Source organism: Microbacterium sp. (assembly GCF_036277215.1).
Taxonomy (GTDB): Bacteria; Actinomycetota; Actinomycetes; order Actinomycetales; family Microbacteriaceae; genus Microbacterium.
In genome coordinates this window covers 1-20,113 of the sequence record NZ_DASUNI010000085.1, presented here as the reverse complement: position 1 = coordinate 20,113, position 20,113 = coordinate 1, and the positions used below count along the sequence as shown (strand labels likewise).

The window sequence follows — 20,113 nt, the reverse complement described above, 5'->3', positions numbered from 1 at the left end:
GCATCGCAGGACACAGGTCGCCGTCTCGGTCGTCACGCTCACGATCGTCCTCGTGATCGCCGCCGTGCTGCTGGTCGTCGTCGACGCGGGAAACGCCCCGATCGCCGTGTCGGTGGGCGACTGGCCGATCCCGTTCGGGATCGTGCTGTACGTCGACCGGCTCGCCGCGCTGCTGGTCGTCGTGTCGAGCATCGTGCTGCTGGCGGTGCTGCTTTTCTCCGTCGGCCAGGGGGCCGCGGACGGCGACGACGACACCCCCGTCTCGATCTTCCACCCGTCGTACCTGATCCTGGCGGCGGGGATCTTCACCGCGTTCATCGCGGGCGACCTGTTCAACCTCTATGTCGGATTCGAGATCCTGCTGGTCGCGTCGTACGTGCTGATCACGCTCGGCAGCACGGAGTCCCGGATCCGCACCGGCGTCGTGTACATCGTCGTCTCGCTCGTCTCGTCCATCCTGTTCCTGGCCTCCATCGCCGTGATCTACGGCGCCCTCGGCACCGTGAACATGGTGCAGATCTCGGAGCGGATGACGCAGCTGCCGCAGCAGACCCAGACCGTGCTGCACGTGATGCTGCTGCTGGCGTTCAGCATCAAGGCCGCCGTCTTCCCGCTGTCTTTCTGGTTGCCCGACTCCTACCCGACCGCCCCCGCACCGGTCACCGCCGTCTTCGCCGGCTTGCTGACCAAGGTCGGTGTCTACGCGATGATCCGCACCGAGACCGAGCTGTTCCGGGTCAACGACGTCAATTTCGTCCTGATGATCGTGGCGCTCGCGACCATGATCGTGGGCGTCCTGGGCGCCGTCGCGCAGGCCGAGCTCAAGCGCATCCTCTCGTTCACGCTCGTGAGCCACGTCGGCTACATGGTGTTCGGGCTCGCCATCGCGACCCCGGCGGCGATCGGCGCGACGATCTACTACATGGTCCACCACATCGTGGTGCAGACCACGCTGTTCCTCGCCGTCGGGCTGGTCGAGCGGCGAGCAGGAAGCACCTCGATCCTCCGCGTGAAAGGACTCATGCGCGCCGCGCCGGTGATCGCAGTCCTGTACTTCATCCCGGCCATCAACCTCGGCGGCCTGCCGCCGTTTTCGGGCTTCATCGGCAAGTACGCCCTCTTCAACGCGGGTGCCGAGGTCGGGACGCCGATCATGATCGTGCTCATCGTCGGCGGCATCATCACGTCCCTGCTCACCCTGTACGCGCTCATGCGCGCGTGGAACCTCTCCTTCTGGCGCGAGGAGGACGACTCCGCCGAGACCGAGGAGCGGATCTCCTATCTCGGCGCCGCGCCCGCGGCCGCGATCGAGACCGAGCGGCGCGTGATCCCCCGCATCATGACGGCGGCGACGGCCGGAATGGTCGCGGTCACGGTGTCGCTGACGATCTTCGCGGGCCCGCTCTACGAGGTGTGCGCCCGGATCGGGGCGAGCCTGCTCGAACCTGTCAGCATCTCGCAGCTCGAGGATGACGCGAGCCGATGACCGCGCCCATCCACCACACCTCGCGCCCCCGGCACAGCGCCGGTCACACGGCCGGCGAACCCGCTCGCGATGCGGCCGACCGGGCCTCCGACGGGACCATCGGAGGCAAGCGCGGCGTGCTCCAGCAGGTGTGGCGGCAGCTGCCGTTCTTCGTCTGGCTCGTCGCACTGTGGATGCTGCTGTGGGGTCAGTTCACGCTCGCGGCGTTCATCACCGGGCTGGTCGCGGCGGTGGCGGTGACGCGCGTGTTCCGGTTGCCGCCGGTCGAACTCTCCGGCCGCGTGAACCTCTGGTACGGACTGATCTTCGTCGTCACGTTCTTCGCGGCGCTCGTGCGCGGTTCGCTCCTGGTCGCCTGGCAGGTGCTCGACTTCCGGCGTCAGCCGGGCAGTTCCATCATCGCGGTGCATCTGCGCACCGATGACGACCTCATCATGACGCACACCGCCGTGACGGCCTCCCTCATCCCCGGGTCGATCATCATCGAGGCGGACCGGGATCGCCGCATCCTGTACCTGCACGTGATCGGCGCGACCTCGGAGGACGAGGTCGAGAGACAGCGGCGCGCGATCCTGGGGTGGGAGGCCCGCATCGTGCGCGCCGTCGGCTCCCGTGCGCAGCTCGAGATCGTCCGCCGAGCCGAAGTCGACACGCCCCAGCAGGGAGGCGCACCCGCATGAGCGCACTGCTCCTCGTGATCTACGTCGTCTTCGCCGTCGCCGCGCTGCTCACTCTGTGGCGGATCGTGGTCGGCCCCTCGATCCTCGACCGGGCGGTGGCCTCGGACGTGCTCCTCACCGAGGTGCTGTGCGTCCTCGGCGCGGAGATGGCGATCAACCAGCACACGCGCACCCTGCCGCTGCTGCTCATCATCGCCGCGGTGGGCGTCTTCGGCACGATCTCGATCGCCCGCTTCGTCGCGAGACGGGACAACGTGGACCAATGACGACCTTTCTGCACGCGGCATCCGCTGTATCCGCCGTCTCGGTGGGGGACAGTCCCGTGACGGATGCCGCCACCCCGCTCGACGCCTGGCTGAACGGGGCAGCGCTCGTGCTGATCCTGATCGGGGCGCTGCTGTGCCTGACCGCGGCGATCGGCCTGCTGCGGTTCCGCGATGTACCGACCCGTCTGCACGCGGCGACCAAGCCGCAGGTCCTCGGGCTGATCCTCGTCTGCCTCGCCATCGCGCTGTCGCTGCGATCCTGGCCGGTGGTCGCGTTCCTCGTTCCAGTGGTTCTGATCCAGCTGGCCACGGCCCCGCTGTCGGCGCACATGGTCGGCCGCCAGGCATATCGCAACGGAACGCTCGAGGAGCAGTCGCTGTTCGTGGACGAGCTCGCGGAGTCCCGTCATACGCCCCCCGCCGCGGGCGGCTGACGCGCCTGCGCCCGGCTGACCCACTCACGGGGGGGTCAGCCCGCGGGAACCAGCGTCAGGCGGTGAGTCGTGGACGCCTCGACCGCGGTCTCCGTGAATGCCCACGGTGTGAGCTCCGCCCGTTGCCACGTCTCGGTCTGGTCGACGTAATTGGGGTGGTAGGTGTGACCGCTCGTGCCGGTGAGATGGTTCCACCGCGACGCATCGAAGTCGGCGAGATCGACCACCATGCGCATCGAGGGGACGGTGACGGTCTCGAAGTCCGCTCCGATGTCCCACCCGGTCGCATTCGCGACCGACGAGCCGCCGCCTACCGGGTACGGGCCGCGGTTGAAGAGCATCTCGATCGGCGCGATGCCCGACAGCCCGAAGGTGGCGCTGGTGAGCGACAGTGCGTGCAGCGATCCCCAGTTCCACTGCGACGGGTTGTCGCCTTGCAGCCCGACCAGCCGGTCATACGCCGCACTGGCAGCACGCTCGAGCATCTCGGCCTGACCGTCCACGCCGAGCTCCGGGTTCGTCCACCATTCCGAATCGGGGGTCTCCAGCAGCTGCTCGACCACGAGGAACAGCCGGCCCTGACCCGTGACCGGTGCCGGATGCTGGCGACCGGTCACGAACAGGTCTGTCACCAGCTGATCCCAGAGCACGTTCGCGTACGCCGCGGCACCGGATGCGGCGGTGTTCTGCGCGTCCCACGAGCGCAGCTGGTCCAGCGCGGCATCCGGTCCGGGCCGGCCGGTGGAGACGTCCATGTAGGCCGCGGCCAGCTGCTTGCCCATCACGAACTCGTTGTCGGCCTGGATGTCGCGCATGTCGTCCGCCGTGAGCTTGCCCATCGCGGACTTGCGCTGCAGCAGGTCGGTGACGCGGGCGGCCCGCCATCCGTAGTCCCAGTCGCGGGTGAGGAGGTAGGGATAGTCAGCGCTGACGACGGCGTTGTTGGCGGTGACGACATAGCCCTCGGCGGGATTCAAGGAGTACGGCAGCTCGTCGAAGGGGATGAAGCCCTGCCACGCGTAGGTCGAATCCCAGCCCGGCTGCGGCATCCAGCCGTCGCCCGCACCCCGGATCGGCAGCCTGCCCGGGGTCTGATAGCCGATGTTGCCGTCGACGTCCGCGTAGACGAGGTTCTGCGCCGGCACGTCGAACAGCTCGGCTGCGGCCCGGAAGTCCTCGAACGACGCGGCGAGGTTCAGCGCGAAGATGGATCCCGCCGCGGTGCCGGGCTGCAGCGCGGTCCACTTCAGGCTGACCGCATACTCGCCGGTGGGAGCGGATGCCGGCGCGGCGGCGATGCCGGCCGTGCCGGTGTAGGGCTCGCTCGCGATCGCATCGAAGTCGTCGCTGACGCTGGAGACGATGGGTCCGTTGACCGTGGATCTGATGCGCAGCTCGACGTCATCCCCGCCCGCGACCCGGATCGTTTCGGTGCGCTCCTCGAGGGGGACGAGCACTCCGTCGCGCCAGTACGAGTCGCCCTCGAGCTTCTCGAGATAGAGGTCGGTGACGTCAGTGGTCAGGTTGGTGAAGCCCCACGCCACCCGCGCGTTGTGTCCGATGATCACGCCCGGCACTCCCGAGAAGCCGAATCCCGACACGTCGAATGCGCAGCTGTCGCTGACGACACGGCATCGCAGGGTCACCTGGTGCCAGACGCTGGGGAGATCCGCCCCGAGATGGGGGTCGTTGGCCAGCAGCGGCATCCCGCTCTCGGTCAGATCGCCCGAAACGACCCACGAGTTCGATCCGATGCCCTCGCCCGAGTCTCCGATCAGCGCGTCGACGGCCGCGAGGACGCCGTCGACCTCGCTCCATTCGACGGATGCCGGAACGGCCTCGGCCCCGCGGGCTGACGCCGAACCGGCCGGTTTCACCGCCGAGATCGTCGGAACGATCACCGGATTGCGGTCGTACGGGTAGCGGGGATAGAGCTCCGCGAGCTGCTGAGAGGTGAAGTCCCCCGCGATGAGGGCCCGCTCGGTCTCGTCCTCGACGTTCGACCGGAGGTCCCAGGCCATGGCCTTCAGCCAGGCCACCGAGTCCTCCGGAGTCCACGGCTCGATCTCGTAGTCGGGGTTCTGCATCCCGAGGATGGCGTATTCGAACGATGCGTCGGCGCCGTCGTGCTCGGCGAGGTATGCGTTGACGCCCGCGGCATACGCGTCGTAGTAGCCCGCGACGGTCGGCTCCAGAGCCGCCACCTCCTGCGCAGCGATCCCGCGCCATCCGAGCGTGCGCAGGAAGGAGTCGGTGGCCAGCTGCGACTCCCCGAAGAGCTCCGAGAGCCTCCCGCTGGTGACGTGCCGGCGGAAGTCCATCTCCCAGAAGCGGTCCTGCGCATGGACGTATCCCTGAGCGAAGAAAAGGTCATCGGAGTCCGCGGCGGTGATCGTCGGGATGCCGAGCTCATCGCGCTGCACGTCCACATCGGCGCCGAGGCCTTCCAGCGCGATCGTCCCCTCGAGCTGCGGGAACGATCGCTGGATGGTCCACACGACGAAACCGGCTGCGATGAGCGCGATCACGATCACCGCGGCGACGATGCCGAACGCCGCCGCCCCGATGATCCGTCCCACGGATCGCTTCCTGGGCTGCGCGCTCGGCTCGATCGTCACCGGTGCGGCAATGGTCTTCGACATTGAAGGGGCTTTCGGGTGGGCAGTGTGGGGACGCGATGTCATGCTTCGCGATCCTCGGTCCCACGCCTTCGGGTCGCGCGAGCACCGTCAGGAATCGTAACCCGCGGACCCGCAGCCCTGCACCCCTCTCGGCGGACTCGAAGCCCGCGGCCCGCGCTGCGGGCTTCCGCCAGCGGGTCGCGGGCGCCGGCGGACGCGTCGGATTCAGTCGGTTCCGGCGTCGTACATGGCCGACTCGGATGCCGCTTCGATGGCATCCTCGAGAGCGTCGGCCTCGGCATCCGGCGGCGCAGCCGATTCGGTGATCTCGTCCGCCTCGCCCGACGTGATGCGACCCACGAGGGCACCCGTCGCGCCGCCGATCAGGCCCAGGCCTGCGTACTGCTCGAGGCGCGAGCGGGAGTCGGCGATGTCCAGGTTGCGCATGGTCAGCTGGCCGATGCGATCCGTCGGTCCGAATGCGGCGTCGCCGACCCGCTCCATCGAGAGCTTCTCCGGCGCGTACGAGAGGTTGGGACCCGTCGTGTCGAGGATCGTGTAATCCTCGCCGCGGCGCAGGCGCAGGGTGACCGAACCGTTGATCGTCGAGCCCACCCACTTCTGGATCGACTCGCGCAGCATCAGAGACTGCGGCTCGAGCCAGCGCCCCTCGTACATGAGCCGACCGAGCCGGCGTCCCTGCTCGTGATAGGTCGCGAGGGTGTCTTCGTTCAGGATGCCGTTCACCAGGCGTTCGTATGCGATGAACAGCAGCGCCATCGCCGGCGCCTCGTAGATGCCGCGGCTCTTCGCCTCGATGATGCGGTTCTCGATCTGGTCGCTCATGCCCAGGCCGTGACGCCCGCCGATGCGGTTCGCCTCGTGCACGAGCTCGACGCCGTCGGCGTACTCTACGCCGTTGATGGCGACCGGGCGTCCGAGTTCGAATGTGATGGTGACGTCCTCGGCCGCGATCTCGACCGCGGGGTCCCAGAACCGCACTCCCATGATCGGCTCAACCGTCTCGAGGGAGACGTCCAGGTGCTCGAGAGTCTTGGCCTCGTGGGTGGCTCCCCAGATGTTCGCATCGGTGGAATAGGCCTTCTCGGCGCTGTCGCGATACGGGAATCCGTGCTCGACGAGCCAGGCCGACATCTCGGAACGACCGCCGAGCTCGGTGACGAAGTCGGCATCGAGCCAGGGCTTGTAGATCCGGAGGCGCGGGTTCGCGAGCAGGCCGTAGCGGTAGAACCGCTCGATGTCGTTGCCCTTATAGGTCGAGCCGTCGCCCCAGATGTCGACGCCGTCGTCCTTCATGGCCCGGACCAGCAGCGTGCCGGTGACGGCGCGGCCGAGCGGGGTGGTGTTGAAATAGGTCTTGCCGCCCGAGCGGATGTGGAACGCGCCGCACGCGAGGGCGCCCAGACCTTCCTCCACGAGCGCGGTCTTGCAGTCGACCAGGCGCGACACCTCGGCGCCGTAATCGAGAGCGCGGCCGGGGATCGCGTCGATGTCGTCCTCGTCGGGCTGACCGAGGTCACCCGTGTACGTGCAGGGGATGGCACCCTTGTCACGCATCCAGGCGACGGCGACGGACGTGTCGAGTCCTCCGGAGAAAGCGATGCCGACGCGCTCGCCGACGGGGAGGGACTGCAGAACCTTCGACATCCTTCGATCCTACTGAGCCGGTGCCCCGCGCCCCGTCCGAGGAGAACGCGGCGATGCCGGGTCGGGAGGGACCCCGACCCGGCATCGCGGTCCCTGCTCAGACGTGCAGGGCGCCCGTCGCCGGCGCCGCTCCGCCCCGCACCGCCGCACGCTTCTCACGGTGACGGCCGATCGCGATGATCACGGCTCCGATCGCGAGGAACGCGACCAACATGGCGGCGATGTATGCGAACGCAGATCCGTAGCCCGCGTTGTGCGGATCGAGGAACGGGTACGGATACCACCACGACGTGCTGCCGTCGGGGTTCGAGACGCGCAAGCCCCGCACCATCGTGTAGACCGTCCATCCGAGGGGATACCCGACGAACACGGCGAGCGACCACCACGGCAGCCCACGGCGTCGCGGTGCCCACAGCAGGTCGAGGATGAAGTAGATCGGCAGTACGACGTGCAGGACCTCGACGGCGTATGAATCCAGCAGTCTGATTCCGGCCGTGTCGCCGAGTGCGATGCCGGTCGGTGCGTCACGCAGCAGCACGTTGTAGACGATGCCGAGCAGCAGGACCGGGCCGGCGACCGCCGCGAGGCCCAGCGCGATCCCGAGCGGCTCCCGGGTGGTTCCCGGATGCCGCTGCGACCACGTGGCGGCTGCCACCAATGCCACGACGCTGAGCAGCGACGAGACGATGGTGAACAGGCTGAAGTAGTTGACCAGAACGAGCTCGAGATCCTGCTGTGCTCGCGACGCACGGTCGATGTTGACGATGAATCCGGCGACGATGCCGGACAGGGCTGTGACCGCCGCCGCGATCCTGAACCATGACCAACGCATTTTCGGTGACCTTTCACTTTCCCCCGGTGTGTGGCATCCCCATGAGATAAGTGGTAATGGCCGCGCGAGCGCCCGACGGGAATGTTGGCACCGCAAACAGCGAAGTAGCCCAAATGGGGGACAGAAAGGTTGTGTGAAGTCTACAAATGACTCCCGCGGCGCCGCCCGATCCACACCACCAGCAATCCGACCGCGATGATCGCGATCGCGATCGCGACGACGTAGACCGACACGCCGAGGTAGCCGTTCGCGAAGTTGTTCGGGTCCATGAACGGGTACGGGTACCAGTACGGGCTGCCGGTGATCGGACTGGTCACCAGTGGTCCGCGTACCAGGGTGTAGACGGCCCAGACGATCGGGAAGACGGCGATCGCGAGGACCGCAGTCCAGTTGAGCCTGCGGCGGAGCGGTGCGAGGAACAGATCGAGCAGGAGGAAGACCGGCGCCACGACATGCAGCGTCTCGTTCGACCAGGGGATCGGCTGGCTGCCCTGAGGGAGCTCGATGGTGCGGAGCAGGGTGTTGTAGACCAGCCCGGTCACGATCATGTACGTGGTGATGGAGGCGAGGGCGATCGCGAGACCGCGCGGTTCCGACTTCGCGCGGGCGCCTCGCGTGAAGTACCAGAGCGCCGCCCACACGAGCACGACGGCCGATGCGGCGTTGGAGAGGATCGTGAAGAAGCTGAAGAAGTTCGCGATGACAGTCGCGACATCGTTCCCGTTCTCGATCGCGCGGCGCACCGAGGCGGAGAGCTGAGCGAGGATCGCCGCGACGATGATCGCGGCCATGATGAGTCTGAAGACGGACCACGTCCGTGCCCAGGCGGGGGTGCGAAGCATGCGCCCAACATATCGGCGGCCTCGCGCACCGGGCGGTCCGCGCGCCCCGGGCGCGCAAGTCGGCCCGGATAGGATGGGGTGTACCGTCGGATCCTTCCCGAGGAGTGAATATGCCCGCCATCGTCATCGTCGGAGTTCAGTGGGGGGACGAGGGCAAGGGCAAGGCCACAGATCTGCTCGGTGACCGCACGGATTGGGTCGTGAAGTTCAACGGCGGCAACAACGCCGGTCACACCGTCGTCATCGGGGACGAGAAGTACGCGCTGCACCTCCTTCCCTCCGGCATCCTGTCGCCGGGTGTGACGCCCGTGATCGGCAACGGCGTCGTGATCGACCTCGAGGTGCTGTTCGCGGAACTCGAGGCGCTGCACGCGCGCGGGGTGGACACGTCACGCCTCCAGGTGAGCGCGAACGCCCACATCATCACCCAGTACCACCGCGTGCTCGACAAGGTCACCGAGCGTTTCCTGGGCAAGCGCATGATCGGGACGACGGGCCGCGGGATCGGTCCCGCCTACGCCGACAAGATCAATCGCGTCGGGCTGCGGGTCCAGGATCTGTTCGACGAGAACATCCTGCGCCAGAAGGTGGAGGGCGCCCTCGACCAGAAGAACCACCTGCTGGTGAAGGTCTTCAACCGCCGCGCGATCACGTGCGACGAGATCGTCGAGGACCTGCTGTCGTACGCGGAACGGCTGCGCCCGATGGTCGCGGACACGTCACTCCTGCTGAACGACGCTCTGGATGCCGGGGACGTCGTCGTCTTCGAGGGCGGCCAGGCGACGATGCTCGATGTCGACCACGGCACCTACCCGTTCGTGACGTCATCGTCGGCGACCGCGGGCGGTGCGGCGACCGGCGCCGGTGTCGGACCGAACCGGCTCGACCGGATCGTCGGCATCGTGAAGGCGTACACGACGCGGGTCGGCTCTGGTCCGTTTCCGACCGAGCTCTTCGACGAGCAGGGCGAGTGGCTGCGCTCGCGCGGCTTCGAATTCGGCACGACGACCGGCCGGCCGCGTCGCGTCGGCTGGTACGACGCTCCGATCACCCGCTACGCGACGCGCATCAACGGCATCACCGATCTCGTGCTGACCAAGCTCGACATCCTCACCGGACTCGACGAGATCCCGGTGTGCGTGGCCTACGAGGTCGAGGGAACGCGGTTCGACGAGGTCCCGGTCAACCAGTCCGATTTCCACCACGCCAAGCCGATCCTGGAGTTCTTCCCGGGCTGGAAGGAAGACATCTCCGGCGCCCGGACCTTCGAGGAGCTCCCGCTGGCAGCGCAGGAGTACGTGCTGGCGCTCGAGCAGATGAGCGGAACCCGGATCTCGGTGATCGGGGTGGGCGCGGCACGCGATGCGGTCATCGTCCGCCACGACCTCATCGACTGATGCGCCTGTGGCTCGGCGGGTACACCGCCGACATGGGAGGTCATGCCTCGGGGATCGGGACGCTCCTGGCCGGCTCGGCCGACGACGGATCGGCGGGCGGTGCCCTGTCGTTCACCGGGACCGCCGTGGCCGTCGACTCTCCGTCGTGGCTGGCGCAGCATCCCGCTCTCGACGTCGTCTACGCCTCGCTCGAGGCCGCTGGCACGGTGGCTGCGTTCGTCCGCACCGGCGAGTCGACGTTCTCGCCCCTCGGCCGACCGGTCGAAGCCGGCGCGGCGGTGTGCCACGTCGCTGTCGCACCCGATGCGGGCTCGCTCATCGCGAGCTGCTGGGGCGATGGCCGCGTGGTGCGAATGGCCCTGGATTCCGCCGGCCGGCCGTCCGCTCCCGCCCTCGGCGCGGCGGCCGCCGACCCGTTCGCCGGACCGGTGGATCCGTTCGCATCGGCAGCGCAGGAGTTCACGTCACGCGACACGTCCATGGAGATCGACCTCGCGGCGGCGGCGCGTTCGCTGCGTGCGGCGGCGGGGGATGAATTCTCCCACCTCGTCCCCGGGTACGACGAGGTGGGCGACCCCCCCGATCCCGGCGAGCCCACGGTCGATGCCGTGGACCCGGAGCGGGTCTCCCGCGCGCACGCAGCGCTCTTCCTCCCGGACGGGCGGATCGCCACCACTGACCTGGGCTTCGACCTCGTCCGCATCTGGCGTCCGACTCGCACGGGTCTGCGGCTGGACCACGAGGTCGTGCTGCCGCTGGGCTCGGGCCCGCGCCACATGGTGCTTCATCCGAGCGGGCATCTGCACGTGGTGACCGAGTTCTCGTGCGAGGTGTTCACCCTCGGCTCAGGACGCGACGGGCGCTGGTCGCTGCTCGGCGGCGTGGCGGTCAGCCCGCCCGGCACCGGCCGGGACACCGGGGCGGAACTGGCTCGGTCACGCGACGGCGACTTCCTCTACGCCGGGCTGCGCGGCAGCAACACGATCGCGACGCTGCGCGTACGCGGATCCGGCGAGCGGGTCGAGCCGGTCGCGCTCGCCGACTCGGGCGTGGACTGGCCGAGGCACCATCTCGTCGTGCGCGACACGCTGCTCGTCGCGGGGCAGCGGTCCGACGACGTCGTATCCCTCACGCTCGACGCGCGCTCCGGAGTCCCCGGCGGCGTGCGCCATCGCGCGGAGATTCCGACGCCGACCTGTCTGCTGCCGGCTCGCTAGAGCTTCGCGTCCTGCCGCGGTATGAAGACCTGCTTGATGATCAGCAGGATCGACGCGGTCACCGGCACCGCGATGAGGGCGCCGAGCAGGCCCAGGAGGGTTCCGCCGATCAGGGCTCCGATGACGACGAGCGATCCGGGGATGGAGATGGCCTTGCTCATCACCCTCGGCGTGATCACATAGGCCTCGATCTGGATGTATACGAGGTAGGCGAGCCCGAAGATGAGCGCGGCAAGCGGGCTCGTGAACAGAGCCAGGGTGGTCGCGAAGATCCAGTAGAGCACCGGGCCGACGAGCGGGATGATCGTGATCGAGAACGCGAGCACGCCCATCAGCAAGGGGTAGGGCAGGCCGAGGAAGAGATGCAGGAGGAACGCGACGACGGAGTTGAAGAACGCCAGGATGACCATGCCCATGAGGTAGCCGCCGATGGACTCGGTGATCTGGTTGGTCATGTCGCGCACCTTCGGCCGGTTGCGCGCCGGCGCGAACTGCATCAGGGACTCTTTGATGCCGGGCAGGGACGCGACGAAGTAGAGCGTGAGCACGACGATGATCAGCAGGCCCGACAGGGCCGTCGCGATACCCACGCCCACCTTCAGGAGACCCCCCGAGATCGCCGCGATGTTGCCGGGGTCGAGCAGGAACTTCTGCACCTCATCGACCAGGGTCGTCAGACCCGGGCCGAAGATCCCTTCGAGCCACGCGTAGGTGTCGGAGGTCTCGAAGTTGGCGATCGTCGCGGGGATGCCGGAGATGAACTCGCCGATCTGGTCGATCAGGGCGGGCACCACAAGCCAGAGGAGGCCGGCGCCGAGGACGCCGAGCACCAGGAACACGATCGCGATCGCCCAGGGCCGTTTGACGTTGTGGCGGCCGAACCACTGGATGACCGGGTCGAGTCCCAGCGCCGCGAACATCGCCAGTGCGATGTAGATGATCACGGTGGCGATGTTGCTGACGGCCACTCCGAGGACGAACGCCGCGAGGCCGCCGATGGTCAGCAGGAACCCCACGGTGAATGGACTGTCCAGGCGTGCCCAGAACGGTCGATGCCGCTCGATCGGTGTGAGTGGAGCAGCCGTCGCGGCGGCGTCGGTACCTGCTGACGGGCTGACCGCGAGCGGCTCGGGCGAGGGAGTTCCATCGGTCATGGACACACTCTAGGGGTCGTGACCCGCGGCGGTCATGGGCCTCCTCGGCGACGATTTCGCCCCGCGCGGTATCGTCGGGGAGCGAGGAGGAACCTGATGACCGATCACACGTCTCGGCCGACTGCCGACGACACCGAGGCGCTCGAGACCCTGCGCCGGCTGCGCGGCAGCATAGACAACATCGACGCCGCGCTCGTCTACCTCCTCGCGGAGCGCTTCCGGGCGACCAAGCAGGTCGGCGTGCTGAAGGCGGAGCACGGGATGCCGGCATCCGACCCGGCTCGCGAGGAGCAGCAGCTCACCCGCCTGCGAGCGCTCGCGATCGACGCCGAACTCGATCCCGAGTTCGCCCAGAAGTGGTTCACATTCGTGGTCGCCGAGGTGATCCGCCACCACGTCGAAGCCGCCGAAGAACTCTGACCCGCCTCGCCGAAAGGACACCGCATGGCCAGCGACCTCACCATCGGCACTCTTCTCGAATCGGAGAACGCCGCGCCGGCCAGACTCCTGGCGGCCAAGCTCAACCGGCACACCTTCTGGTGCGGGCAGAGCGGCTCCGGAAAGACGTACGCACTCGGCGTCGCGCTCGAGCAGATCCTGCTGCGCACCCGGCTCCCCGTCGTGATCCTCGACCCGAACTCCGATTTCGTGCGGCTCGGAGAGGTGCACGAGGACGCACCGGCCGCGGATGCCGCGGAACTCGCGACGCGCGACATCCGTGTCCGTCGCTCGACGGCGGGTGCGGGTGAGCCGCTGCGAACGAGGTTCCTGGCCATGCCGCTGCGCTCGCGCGCTGCGATCCTCCAGATCGACCCGGTCCTGGACGCGGACGACTACAACACGATGCTGCGGATGGAGACCGACATCTCGCTCGTGCAGGACCACGACCTGGTGGGATTCATCCGCTCGCATCCCGATCGCATCCGCCATCAGCTCGCGATGCGCCTCGAGAACCTCGGCGTCGCCGAGTGGAAGCTGTGGGCCTGGGGCCAGCGGAGCGTCACCGACGACATCGACGACCAGCCCGACGCCACAGTGGTAGACCTCGGCGGCTTCGCCACGCAGCCCGAGTCGCGCGCCGCCGCGCTCGCCGTGCTCGACCATCTCTGGGAGCATCGTGAGCAGCGCATCGGCCGACTCATCGTGATCGACGAGGCCCACAACCTCTGCACACCCGATCCTGCGACGCCCGTCGAGCGGCTGCTCACCGAGCGCATCGTTCAGATCGCCGCCGAGGGCAGGAAATACGGGCTCTGGCTGCTGCTCTCGACGCAGCGGCCCTCGAAGGTGCACCCGAACGCACTCTCGCAGTGCGACAACCTCGCCCTGATGCGGATGAGCTCGCCGCGCGATCTGGCGGAGCTGTCCGAGGTCTTCGGCTATGCGCCGGAATCGCTGCTCGAGCGCTCGCCGAGCTTCGCGCAGGGTCAGGCGCTGTTCGCCGGCGGCTTCGTCGACCAACCGAGCCTGGTGCAGATGGGCGCGCGGCTCACGCACGAGGGCGGCATCGACGTGAAGGTCCCGCTGCGCTGATCGGGAGTCGTCAGGGAACCGCGCGGCGCAGCGTGAGGAACGCGATCGCGGCGAGGACAGCGGTCAATACTGCGCCCCACAGGGAGAGACCCACAACGCCCACGGTGGCGAACCATCCGAACACGGCGGCCCAGGCATCCAGTCGTCCGACGAGCCACATTCCGGCAACCAGCAACACGCCGATCCCGACGAGCACGACCGTCAGCCACAGCGGCCCGAATCGCTTGTAGATGGTCGCGGCCCAGAAGCCGATGACGAAGAACAGCATGGCCACGACGAAGTTCAGCAGCAGGGCGCCGAAGGGTCCGGCCTCCCAGATCCAGGGCAGACCGAAGAACCAGCCGTTGACGCCCCATCCGTCGGTGGCGCGCTCGAGGAGACCGCCGATCACGGCGATCACGGCGAGGATCGCGGAGGTCAGTCCGGCCGTGAGCAGGGTGCCGAGGTAGAACTCGCGACGCGTGACGCTCATGGCCTGTGAGAACGGGAACGTGAGGGTCAGTGCCTGCACGCCGACGACCAGGAAGTACCAGAGCGGAGCCTGGGCGCCGCCCCCGAACTTGGGCCCGTCCACCCCGGCGTTGGCAAGCATGGCGTAGATCGCCAGGGCGATCAGGAAAGCACCGCCCAAGATGATCAGCGGGATCCAGATGTAGGTCTGCCGGTTGATCAGCTGCATGCGCACGACGCTGAGGGTGCGAAGCGCGCGGGGGGTTTGGGGCGCAGCCCCATTGAGTACTGGCGGTTGCCACGAGGTGCTCACTTGACTGCTCCTTCTTCGGCGTGGTCGTTGAGTGCGGCCGCTTCACCTGCGGAGTGCTGGGTGAGGCGGACGATCAGCTGCTGGAGGGAAACGGGCGCGACATCGAGGTTCGCCGACGCGAGGCGCTCGCGGTCGGATGAGGAGAGGGCGCCCAGCACGGTCACCGCCGTCACGCGACCGAGGCTCTCGCGGTGGATGACCTCGCGGCCGTCGACGAAGGCGTCGACCGCCGCCGCGTCGCCGACGATGGTGGCGGCCCGGTTGCGGACGGCATCCGTGTCTTCGTCCATGACGATGCGCCCGCGGTCGATCACGAGCACCTTCTCGATCAGGTTCGCAACCTCATCGATCAGGTGGCTCGACAGGATCACCGTGCGGGGGCGCTCGGTGTAGTCCTCGAGAAGACGGTCGTAGAAGATCTGACGCGCGACGGCGTCGAGGCCGAGGTACGGCTCGTCGAAGAAGGTGATCTCGGCACGGGAGGCCAGCCCGATGATCACTCCGACTGCCGAGAGCTGACCTCGCGAGAGCTTCTTGATCCGCTTCTTCATCGGCAGCTGGAACTCGTCGATCAGCTGGTCGGCGAGCTCCTGGCTCCAGTTCGGGAAGAACAGCCGCGCCGTCCGGAACGCGTGCTTGGGCAGCGCGTCGTCCGGGTACTTCTGGCTCTCGCGCACGAAGCACATGCGCCGCAGCACCCGGGTGTTCTCGTAGGGGTGCTCGCCGAAGATGCGGATGTCGCCGCTGGTCGCGAAGTTCTGCGCCGTGAGAATCGACATGACCGTGGTCTTGCCGGCGCCGTTGCGACCCAGCAGGCCGTAGATCGTGTTCTCCTCGATACGGAATGACACGTCGTCGACCGCCAGCGTCTCGCGGTAGCGCTTGGTGAGGTGGCTGACCTCGATCACGTCGGTCATCATGCAGCTCCTTCCGTGGCGGATGATTCGGGCCGAGCGGCCTGTGCGCGGTCGAGGATCAGCAGCGAGAGATCCTCGGGACCGAGGCCGAGTTTGCGTGCCTCGGCGAGCAGCGGCTCGACGTACTTGTCGGCGAATGCGGTGCGACGCTCGGCCAGCAGCAGCTCGCGTGCGCCGGGCGCGACGAACATGCCGATGCCGCGCCTCTTGTAGAGCACGCCCTTGTCGACGAGCATGTTCACTCCCTTGGCAGCGGTTGCGGGGTTGATGCGGAAAAAGGCGGCGAGCTCGTTCGTGGAGGGCGCCTGAGTCTCTTCGTTCAGGCTGCCGTCGATGATCGAGTCCTCCACGCCCTCAGCGATCTGGAGGAAGAGGGCTCGGCCTTCTTCCATCACGTCGTCCTCCGCTGGGTTGGTTAGTTACTCAGCTAGATAACCACTGAAGCGCGTCGACGTCAAGGCCATCTGGGCTCTGCGAAGTCGACGGCTTGTCACCGAGAGAACGGCCCGGGGACGCTGCCGAGTCGTGCACTCGGCGCGACGTCGTGCACTAGGCGCATCGACGCAGTGCGATGCGACGGGACTTCGCGTCGGAGTTTCAGGGGTGGGACTTGGGACGGATGACACGCCCGGGGGCCGTGTCGGAGCTGCGCGCCGGGACGGGCCACGGGGCGGGCTGGCCAGGGCGAGGAGCGGGGATGCGATCGCGGGTCGGAGCTGCATCCGCTCGGTCGGTCGTCGTGCCGCCCGAACGCTGCGGCACCGCCCGGGACCCGTCCCTCCCGGGCGCCTGCGGCACCGTGCCCGTCGTCAGTTCGAGCGAGACCTGGCCTTCGAGGACCTCGATGGCCTCGTCGGAGAGCGAGATGAGCCCGTCGAGCTCCTCGCGCACCCGCCGGTAGGCGACCTGCCGCTCAGCCGGCGTCGCGGCCTGGTCGATCGCGATCGTCAGCAGCTGCTTGGCGGTATCGAGCCGCTTGCGCTCGACAACCGTGAACGAGGAGTCCTTCAGCCGCCGTGCATCGCGCTCGGCGACGTCGAACGCGACCTCGAAGTCGGCGACCGCGTTGCGGTACTCGGTGAGCTGGTCTCGCGTGAGGCGTGCCTTGGCGGATGCCGGACGCAGGCCGTCGGCCACCCGCTTGGCCCGGAGGAAGGCTGCGGTGAGGGGCTGACGGCCGTCGCTCATCGCGGGGAACGCGATGAGCTTCGCGACGTCCAGCTCGTAGTCGAGCCAGCGGGCGGTCACCGCGTCGTGGGCGGCGAACAGCCGCTCGAGCTGCGTTCCCTGCGGGGTGGCGGCGCTCTGCCTCGGCAGCGATGCGGCCGCCGCGGGCGCGGCAGCGGGTATCGGCATCGTGATCGGCTTGCCCCGTGCGGCGGCCTGCGCCGCCTTGAGCTCCGCCTTGGCGTGCAGCACTTCCAGCCGGCGCCGGTGTCGGCGGCGCGCGTTGCGCTCCCAGGCGCTGCCGATGCCGCCCATCACACCCATGAGAGGGAAGACGAGCCACCAGTAGCTGCCCAGGAACTGGAAGAGGGGCTCCACCCTGTCATGCTAACCGCCGAGCGGGTCGGGGTGACCCGGTCGTCAGCGAGCTTGCAGGTCGGCCGTGTCTCGCTACGCGCCGGCGCGCCGCTCGACGACCGCTTCGGGCGTCTTCGGAGGTCAGCCGAAGATCAGCGCGAGCACGGTGGCGCCGCCGCCGACCAGGATCAGCGACACGATGACGACCCACGCGATGATCTTGACCCGTCGCTGCCGCGCCTCGTTGTAGTCGCCGTACTCGTCCTCTGCCATGGGGTCAGCTTAGAGCCGGACTGGAGCGATGCCGAGCGCAGCCGGGCCTCGATGCGGTCGCGGCGCTCGATCGAGCAGGTGCTGCAGCCGCCGGTTCGAGATCTAAGCGGGCTCGGAGACGGTCGGTCCGAACGCCGTCGGCAGCGTCGAGCGGGACAGGTCGCGCAGCTCGGCGAGCGGCACGGTGAACAGGTCCTGGATCTCGAGCGCAGGCTCGTCCCCCTCGCCGGGGGCATCGCTCACGCCGATGCGCAGCACGGGGTATCCCCGCCCCTCGCACAGCCCGCGGAACTTCACGTCGTCCTCGCGCGGCACGGTCACGATGACCCGCCCCGTCGACTCCGAGAACAGAGCGGATGCCGCATCCACGCCGTCGCGCTCCATGATCTCGCGCAGCCACACACGGGCTCCGACGCCGAAGCGCAGCACGCCCTCGGCGAGAGCCTGCGCCAGTCCGCCGGCGGAGAGGTCGTGCGCACTGGAGACGAGCGACTGCAGGGATGCTGCGTGCAGGAGCCCGGCCAGCCGCTTCTCGTTGCCGAGGTCGACCGCAGGCGGACGACCGCCGAGGTGGCCGTGCACCGTGCCGGCCCACGCGGAGCCGCTGAGTTCGGTCGCCGTCACGCCGAGCAGGTAGATGTTCTCGCCCGGATCCTGCCACCCGCTCGGGATGCGGCGCGCGACGTCATCGATGATCCCGAGGACTCCCACCACCGGGGTCGGGAAGATCGGCTGGTCGCCGGTCTGGTTGTAGAAGCTCACGTTGCCGCCCGTCACCGGAATCCCGAGCTCGAGGCATCCGTCCGCCAGACCGGCGACGGCCTGCGAGAACTGCCACATGACCTCGGGGTTCTCGGGACTTCCGAAGTTGAGGCAGTCGGTGACCGCGGTGGGCTCGGCGCCGGTGACGGCGACGTTGCGGTAGGCCTCGGCGAGGGCGAGCTTCGCTCCCTCGTACGGGTCGAGCTGGCAGAAGCGCCCGTTGCAGTCGGTGGCGATCGCGAAGCCGAGACCGGAGTGCTCGTCGACGCGGATCATGCCGGCATCGTCGGGGAAGGACAGGGCGGTGTTGCCCATGACGTAGTAGTCGTACTGATTGGTGACCCACGACGTGTCCGCGAGGTTGGGGCTCGCCAGCAGCTGGGTGAACTGACGCCGGAGCGTATCGGGGTCGTCCGAGCGGCTGAGCGCCGTCGCCGAGTCGTCGCGGAGCGCGTCGATCCACACGGGGTAGGCGACCGGCCGCTCGTACACGGGCCCGTCGACAGCCACGGTCGCGGGGTCGACGTCGACGATGACCTCACCGTGCCATTCGATGATGAGGCGCCCGTCGCCGGTGACCTCGCCGAGCACGCTGGTCTCGACATCCCATTTGCGGACGACCTCGAGGAACGCATCGAGCTTGCCGGGCGCGACGATGGCCATCATCCGCTCCTGGCTCTCGCTCATGAGGATCTCCTCGGGCGTGAGCGACGGGTCGCGCAGGAGCACCTTCTCGAGGTCGACGCGCATGCCGCTTCCGCCGTTGGCGGCGAGCTCGCTCGTCGCGCATGAGATTCCCGCGGCGCCGAGATCCTGGATCGCCTCGACGAGGTCGTCGCGGTACAGCTCGAGGCAGCACTCGATGAGCACCTTCTCTGCGAACGGGTCGCCGACCTGGACTGCGGGGCGCTTCGTCGGCCCGCCTGCGGCGAACGTGTCGGAGGCGAGGATGGATGCTCCGCCGATGCCGTCCCCACCGGTGCGGGCACCGAACAGCACGACCTGATTACCGGCGCCGGACGCGTTGGCGAGTTTGAGGTCCTCGTGGCGCAGCACGCCGACTGCGAGGGCGTTGACGAGCGGGTTGCCCTGATAGACCGCGTCGAAGACCGTCTCGCCGCCGATGTTGGGCAGGCCCAGGCAGTTGCCGTAGAACGAGATGCCGGACACGACGCCGTGCACGACGCGCGCGGTGTCGGGATTGTCGATCGCCCCGAAGCGCAGCTGGTCCATGACGGCGACGGGGCGGGCGCCCATCGAGATGATGTCGCGGACGATGCCGCCGACGCCGGTCGCGGCACCCTGGAACGGCTCGATGTAGCTCGGGTGGTTGTGCGACTCGACCTTGAAGGTGACCGCCCAGCCTTCGCCGATGTCGACGACGCCGGCGTTCTGGCCCATGCCCACCATGAGCCGGGTCTTCATCTCGTCGGAGACCTTCTCACCGAACTGGCGCAGGTAGATCTTGCTGGATTTGTACGAGCAGTGCTCCGACCACATGACCGAGTACATGGCCAGCTCGCCCGACGTGGGGCGGCGGCCGAGGATCTCGCGGATCCTGTCGTACTCGTCCGGCTTGAGACCGAGCGCCGCGTAGGGCTGCTCTCTCTCGGGGGTGGCGGTGGCGTTCTCGACGGTGTCGGCGACAGCGGTCGAAGCGGGGGTGGTCACGCGGCTCAGCTCCAGGAATCGGGGACGCCGGACACGACCCATCCTAGTTCCGGCACCGCGTCCGCCCGGCCCC

General features: G+C 68.3%; 19 protein-coding genes. 8 read left to right on the top strand and 11 right to left on the bottom strand.

Annotated features, from left to right (window positions below):
• The 4 genes from VFX99_RS04335 to mnhG form a co-directional block, all read left to right on the top strand.
• On the top strand, positions 1 to 1,486 hold a 1,486-nt coding region (locus tag VFX99_RS04335), incomplete at its 5' end, for a Na+/H+ antiporter subunit D (protein ID WP_329665092.1).
• The gene (locus VFX99_RS04330; protein WP_329665091.1) at positions 1,483 to 2,166 is read left to right on the top strand and encodes a Na+/H+ antiporter subunit E; all 684 of its coding nucleotides are present in this window, start codon (positions 1,483 to 1,485) and stop codon (positions 2,164 to 2,166) included. The genes VFX99_RS04335 and VFX99_RS04330, both read left to right, overlap by 4 nt.
• On the top strand, positions 2,163 to 2,432 hold the full coding sequence (locus VFX99_RS04325) for a monovalent cation/H+ antiporter complex subunit F (protein ID WP_329665090.1): 270 nt from the start codon (positions 2,163 to 2,165) through the stop codon (positions 2,430 to 2,432). Before VFX99_RS04330 ends, VFX99_RS04325 begins: the two co-directional genes overlap by 4 nt.
• On the top strand, positions 2,429 to 2,866 hold the full coding sequence (mnhG, locus tag VFX99_RS04320) for a monovalent cation/H(+) antiporter subunit G (RefSeq protein WP_329665089.1): 438 nt from the start codon (positions 2,429 to 2,431) through the stop codon (positions 2,864 to 2,866). Before VFX99_RS04325 ends, mnhG begins: the two co-directional genes overlap by 4 nt.
• Positions 2,867 to 2,901: 35 nt before the next feature.
• Here mnhG and VFX99_RS04315 read toward each other — a convergent pair whose 3' ends face one another.
• The 4 genes from VFX99_RS04315 to VFX99_RS04300 form a co-directional block, all read right to left on the bottom strand.
• A complete protein-coding gene (locus tag VFX99_RS04315; RefSeq protein ID WP_329665088.1) occupies positions 2,902 to 5,508 on the bottom strand; it encodes a penicillin acylase family protein in 2,607 nt (868 codons plus the stop codon).
• 204 nt (positions 5,509 to 5,712) lie between these two features.
• Positions 5,713 to 7,155 carry an argininosuccinate synthase gene (gene argG, locus VFX99_RS04310; protein WP_329665087.1) on the bottom strand — a complete coding sequence of 481 codons (1,443 nt, stop codon included), beginning with the start codon at positions 7,153 to 7,155 and terminating at the stop codon, positions 5,713 to 5,715.
• A gap of 97 nt (positions 7,156 to 7,252) precedes the next feature.
• Positions 7,253 to 7,987 (bottom strand): Pr6Pr family membrane protein, encoded by a 735-nt coding sequence (locus VFX99_RS04305; protein ID WP_329665086.1) that lies wholly within the window; start codon positions 7,985 to 7,987, stop codon positions 7,253 to 7,255.
• A 140-nt stretch (positions 7,988 to 8,127) separates the two neighbouring features.
• On the bottom strand, positions 8,128 to 8,829 hold the full coding sequence (locus VFX99_RS04300; protein ID WP_329665085.1) for a Pr6Pr family membrane protein: 702 nt from the start codon (positions 8,827 to 8,829) through the stop codon (positions 8,128 to 8,130).
• A gap of 110 nt (positions 8,830 to 8,939) precedes the next feature.
• On the opposite strand from VFX99_RS04300, the gene VFX99_RS04295 reads away from it, so the two are divergent.
• The gene (locus VFX99_RS04295; protein ID WP_329665084.1) at positions 8,940 to 10,226 is read left to right on the top strand and encodes an adenylosuccinate synthase; all 1,287 of its coding nucleotides are present in this window, start codon (positions 8,940 to 8,942) and stop codon (positions 10,224 to 10,226) included.
• Positions 10,226 to 11,443 carry a lactonase family protein gene (locus tag VFX99_RS04290; RefSeq protein WP_329665083.1) on the top strand — a complete coding sequence of 406 codons (1,218 nt, stop codon included), beginning with the start codon at positions 10,226 to 10,228 and terminating at the stop codon, positions 11,441 to 11,443. The genes VFX99_RS04295 and VFX99_RS04290 overlap by 1 nt, the downstream gene beginning before the upstream one ends.
• On the opposite strand, the gene VFX99_RS04285 is transcribed toward VFX99_RS04290, so the two are convergent.
• A complete protein-coding gene (locus tag VFX99_RS04285; protein WP_329665082.1) occupies positions 11,440 to 12,597 on the bottom strand; it encodes an AI-2E family transporter in 1,158 nt (385 codons plus the stop codon). The two genes, VFX99_RS04290 and VFX99_RS04285, sit on opposite strands and share 4 nt — an antisense overlap.
• Before the next feature lie 96 nt (positions 12,598 to 12,693).
• Here VFX99_RS04285 and VFX99_RS04280 point away from each other — a divergent pair, with 96 nt between their 5' ends.
• On the top strand, positions 12,694 to 13,017 hold the full coding sequence (locus VFX99_RS04280; protein ID WP_329665081.1) for a chorismate mutase: 324 nt from the start codon (positions 12,694 to 12,696) through the stop codon (positions 13,015 to 13,017).
• A 24-nt stretch (positions 13,018 to 13,041) separates the two neighbouring features.
• On the top strand, positions 13,042 to 14,130 hold the full coding sequence (locus VFX99_RS04275; protein WP_329665080.1) for an ATP-binding protein: 1,089 nt from the start codon (positions 13,042 to 13,044) through the stop codon (positions 14,128 to 14,130).
• Positions 14,131 to 14,140: 10 nt separating this feature from the next.
• On the opposite strand, the gene VFX99_RS04270 is transcribed toward VFX99_RS04275, so the two are convergent.
• The 6 genes from VFX99_RS04270 to purL form a co-directional block, all read right to left on the bottom strand.
• Positions 14,141 to 14,809, bottom strand: coding sequence for a hypothetical protein (locus VFX99_RS04270; protein WP_329665079.1), 669 nt, complete (start codon positions 14,807 to 14,809; stop codon positions 14,141 to 14,143).
• An 80-nt stretch (positions 14,810 to 14,889) separates the two neighbouring features.
• Positions 14,890 to 15,810, bottom strand: a complete 921-nt coding sequence (locus VFX99_RS04265) for an ABC transporter ATP-binding protein (protein ID WP_329665078.1) — start codon at positions 15,808 to 15,810, stop codon at positions 14,890 to 14,892.
• Positions 15,810 to 16,205: a GntR family transcriptional regulator gene (locus VFX99_RS04260; protein WP_329665077.1), complete on the bottom strand. Its 396-nt coding sequence runs from the start codon at positions 16,203 to 16,205 to the stop codon at positions 15,810 to 15,812. Before VFX99_RS04260 ends, VFX99_RS04265 begins: the two co-directional genes overlap by 1 nt.
• 202 nt (positions 16,206 to 16,407) lie before the next feature.
• A complete protein-coding gene (locus tag VFX99_RS04255) occupies positions 16,408 to 17,355 on the bottom strand; it encodes a hypothetical protein (protein ID WP_329665076.1) in 948 nt (315 codons plus the stop codon).
• Positions 17,356 to 17,475: 120 nt separating this feature from the next.
• Complete coding sequence (locus tag VFX99_RS04250; RefSeq protein WP_329665075.1) at positions 17,476 to 17,607, bottom strand: hypothetical protein; 132 nt, start codon at positions 17,605 to 17,607, stop codon at positions 17,476 to 17,478.
• Positions 17,608 to 17,709: 102 nt separating this feature from the next.
• A complete protein-coding gene (gene purL / locus VFX99_RS04245; RefSeq protein ID WP_329665074.1) occupies positions 17,710 to 20,040 on the bottom strand; it encodes a phosphoribosylformylglycinamidine synthase subunit PurL in 2,331 nt (776 codons plus the stop codon).
• Positions 20,041 to 20,113 lie beyond the last annotated feature (73 nt).

Excerpts from the sequence above, each read along its gene's own strand:
- VFX99_RS04325 (WP_329665090.1), top strand. The coding sequence starts at position 2,163 with ATGAGCGCACTGCTCCTCGTGATCTACGTCGTCTTCGCCGTCGCCGCG.
- VFX99_RS04270 (WP_329665079.1), bottom strand. The coding sequence starts at position 14,809 with ATGCAGCTGATCAACCGGCAGACCTACATCTGGATCCCGCTGATCATC.
- VFX99_RS04290 (WP_329665083.1), top strand. The coding sequence starts at position 10,226 with ATGCGCCTGTGGCTCGGCGGGTACACCGCCGACATGGGAGGTCATGCC.
- VFX99_RS04315 (WP_329665088.1), bottom strand. The coding sequence starts at position 5,508 with ATGTCGAAGACCATTGCCGCACCGGTGACGATCGAGCCGAGCGCGCAG.
- VFX99_RS04330 (WP_329665091.1), top strand. The coding sequence starts at position 1,483 with ATGACCGCGCCCATCCACCACACCTCGCGCCCCCGGCACAGCGCCGGT.
- VFX99_RS04280 (WP_329665081.1), top strand. The coding sequence starts at position 12,694 with ATGACCGATCACACGTCTCGGCCGACTGCCGACGACACCGAGGCGCTC.
- argG (WP_329665087.1), bottom strand. The coding sequence starts at position 7,155 with ATGTCGAAGGTTCTGCAGTCCCTCCCCGTCGGCGAGCGCGTCGGCATC.
- VFX99_RS04285 (WP_329665082.1), bottom strand. The coding sequence starts at position 12,597 with ATGACCGATGGAACTCCCTCGCCCGAGCCGCTCGCGGTCAGCCCGTCA.
- VFX99_RS04295 (WP_329665084.1), top strand. The coding sequence starts at position 8,940 with ATGCCCGCCATCGTCATCGTCGGAGTTCAGTGGGGGGACGAGGGCAAG.
- VFX99_RS04305 (WP_329665086.1), bottom strand. The coding sequence starts at position 7,987 with ATGCGTTGGTCATGGTTCAGGATCGCGGCGGCGGTCACAGCCCTGTCC.
- VFX99_RS04265 (WP_329665078.1), bottom strand. The coding sequence starts at position 15,810 with ATGACCGACGTGATCGAGGTCAGCCACCTCACCAAGCGCTACCGCGAG.
- VFX99_RS04250 (WP_329665075.1), bottom strand. The coding sequence starts at position 17,607 with ATGGCAGAGGACGAGTACGGCGACTACAACGAGGCGCGGCAGCGACGG.
- VFX99_RS04275 (WP_329665080.1), top strand. The coding sequence starts at position 13,042 with ATGGCCAGCGACCTCACCATCGGCACTCTTCTCGAATCGGAGAACGCC.
- mnhG (WP_329665089.1), top strand. The coding sequence starts at position 2,429 with ATGACGACCTTTCTGCACGCGGCATCCGCTGTATCCGCCGTCTCGGTG.
- VFX99_RS04300 (WP_329665085.1), bottom strand. The coding sequence starts at position 8,829 with ATGCTTCGCACCCCCGCCTGGGCACGGACGTGGTCCGTCTTCAGACTC.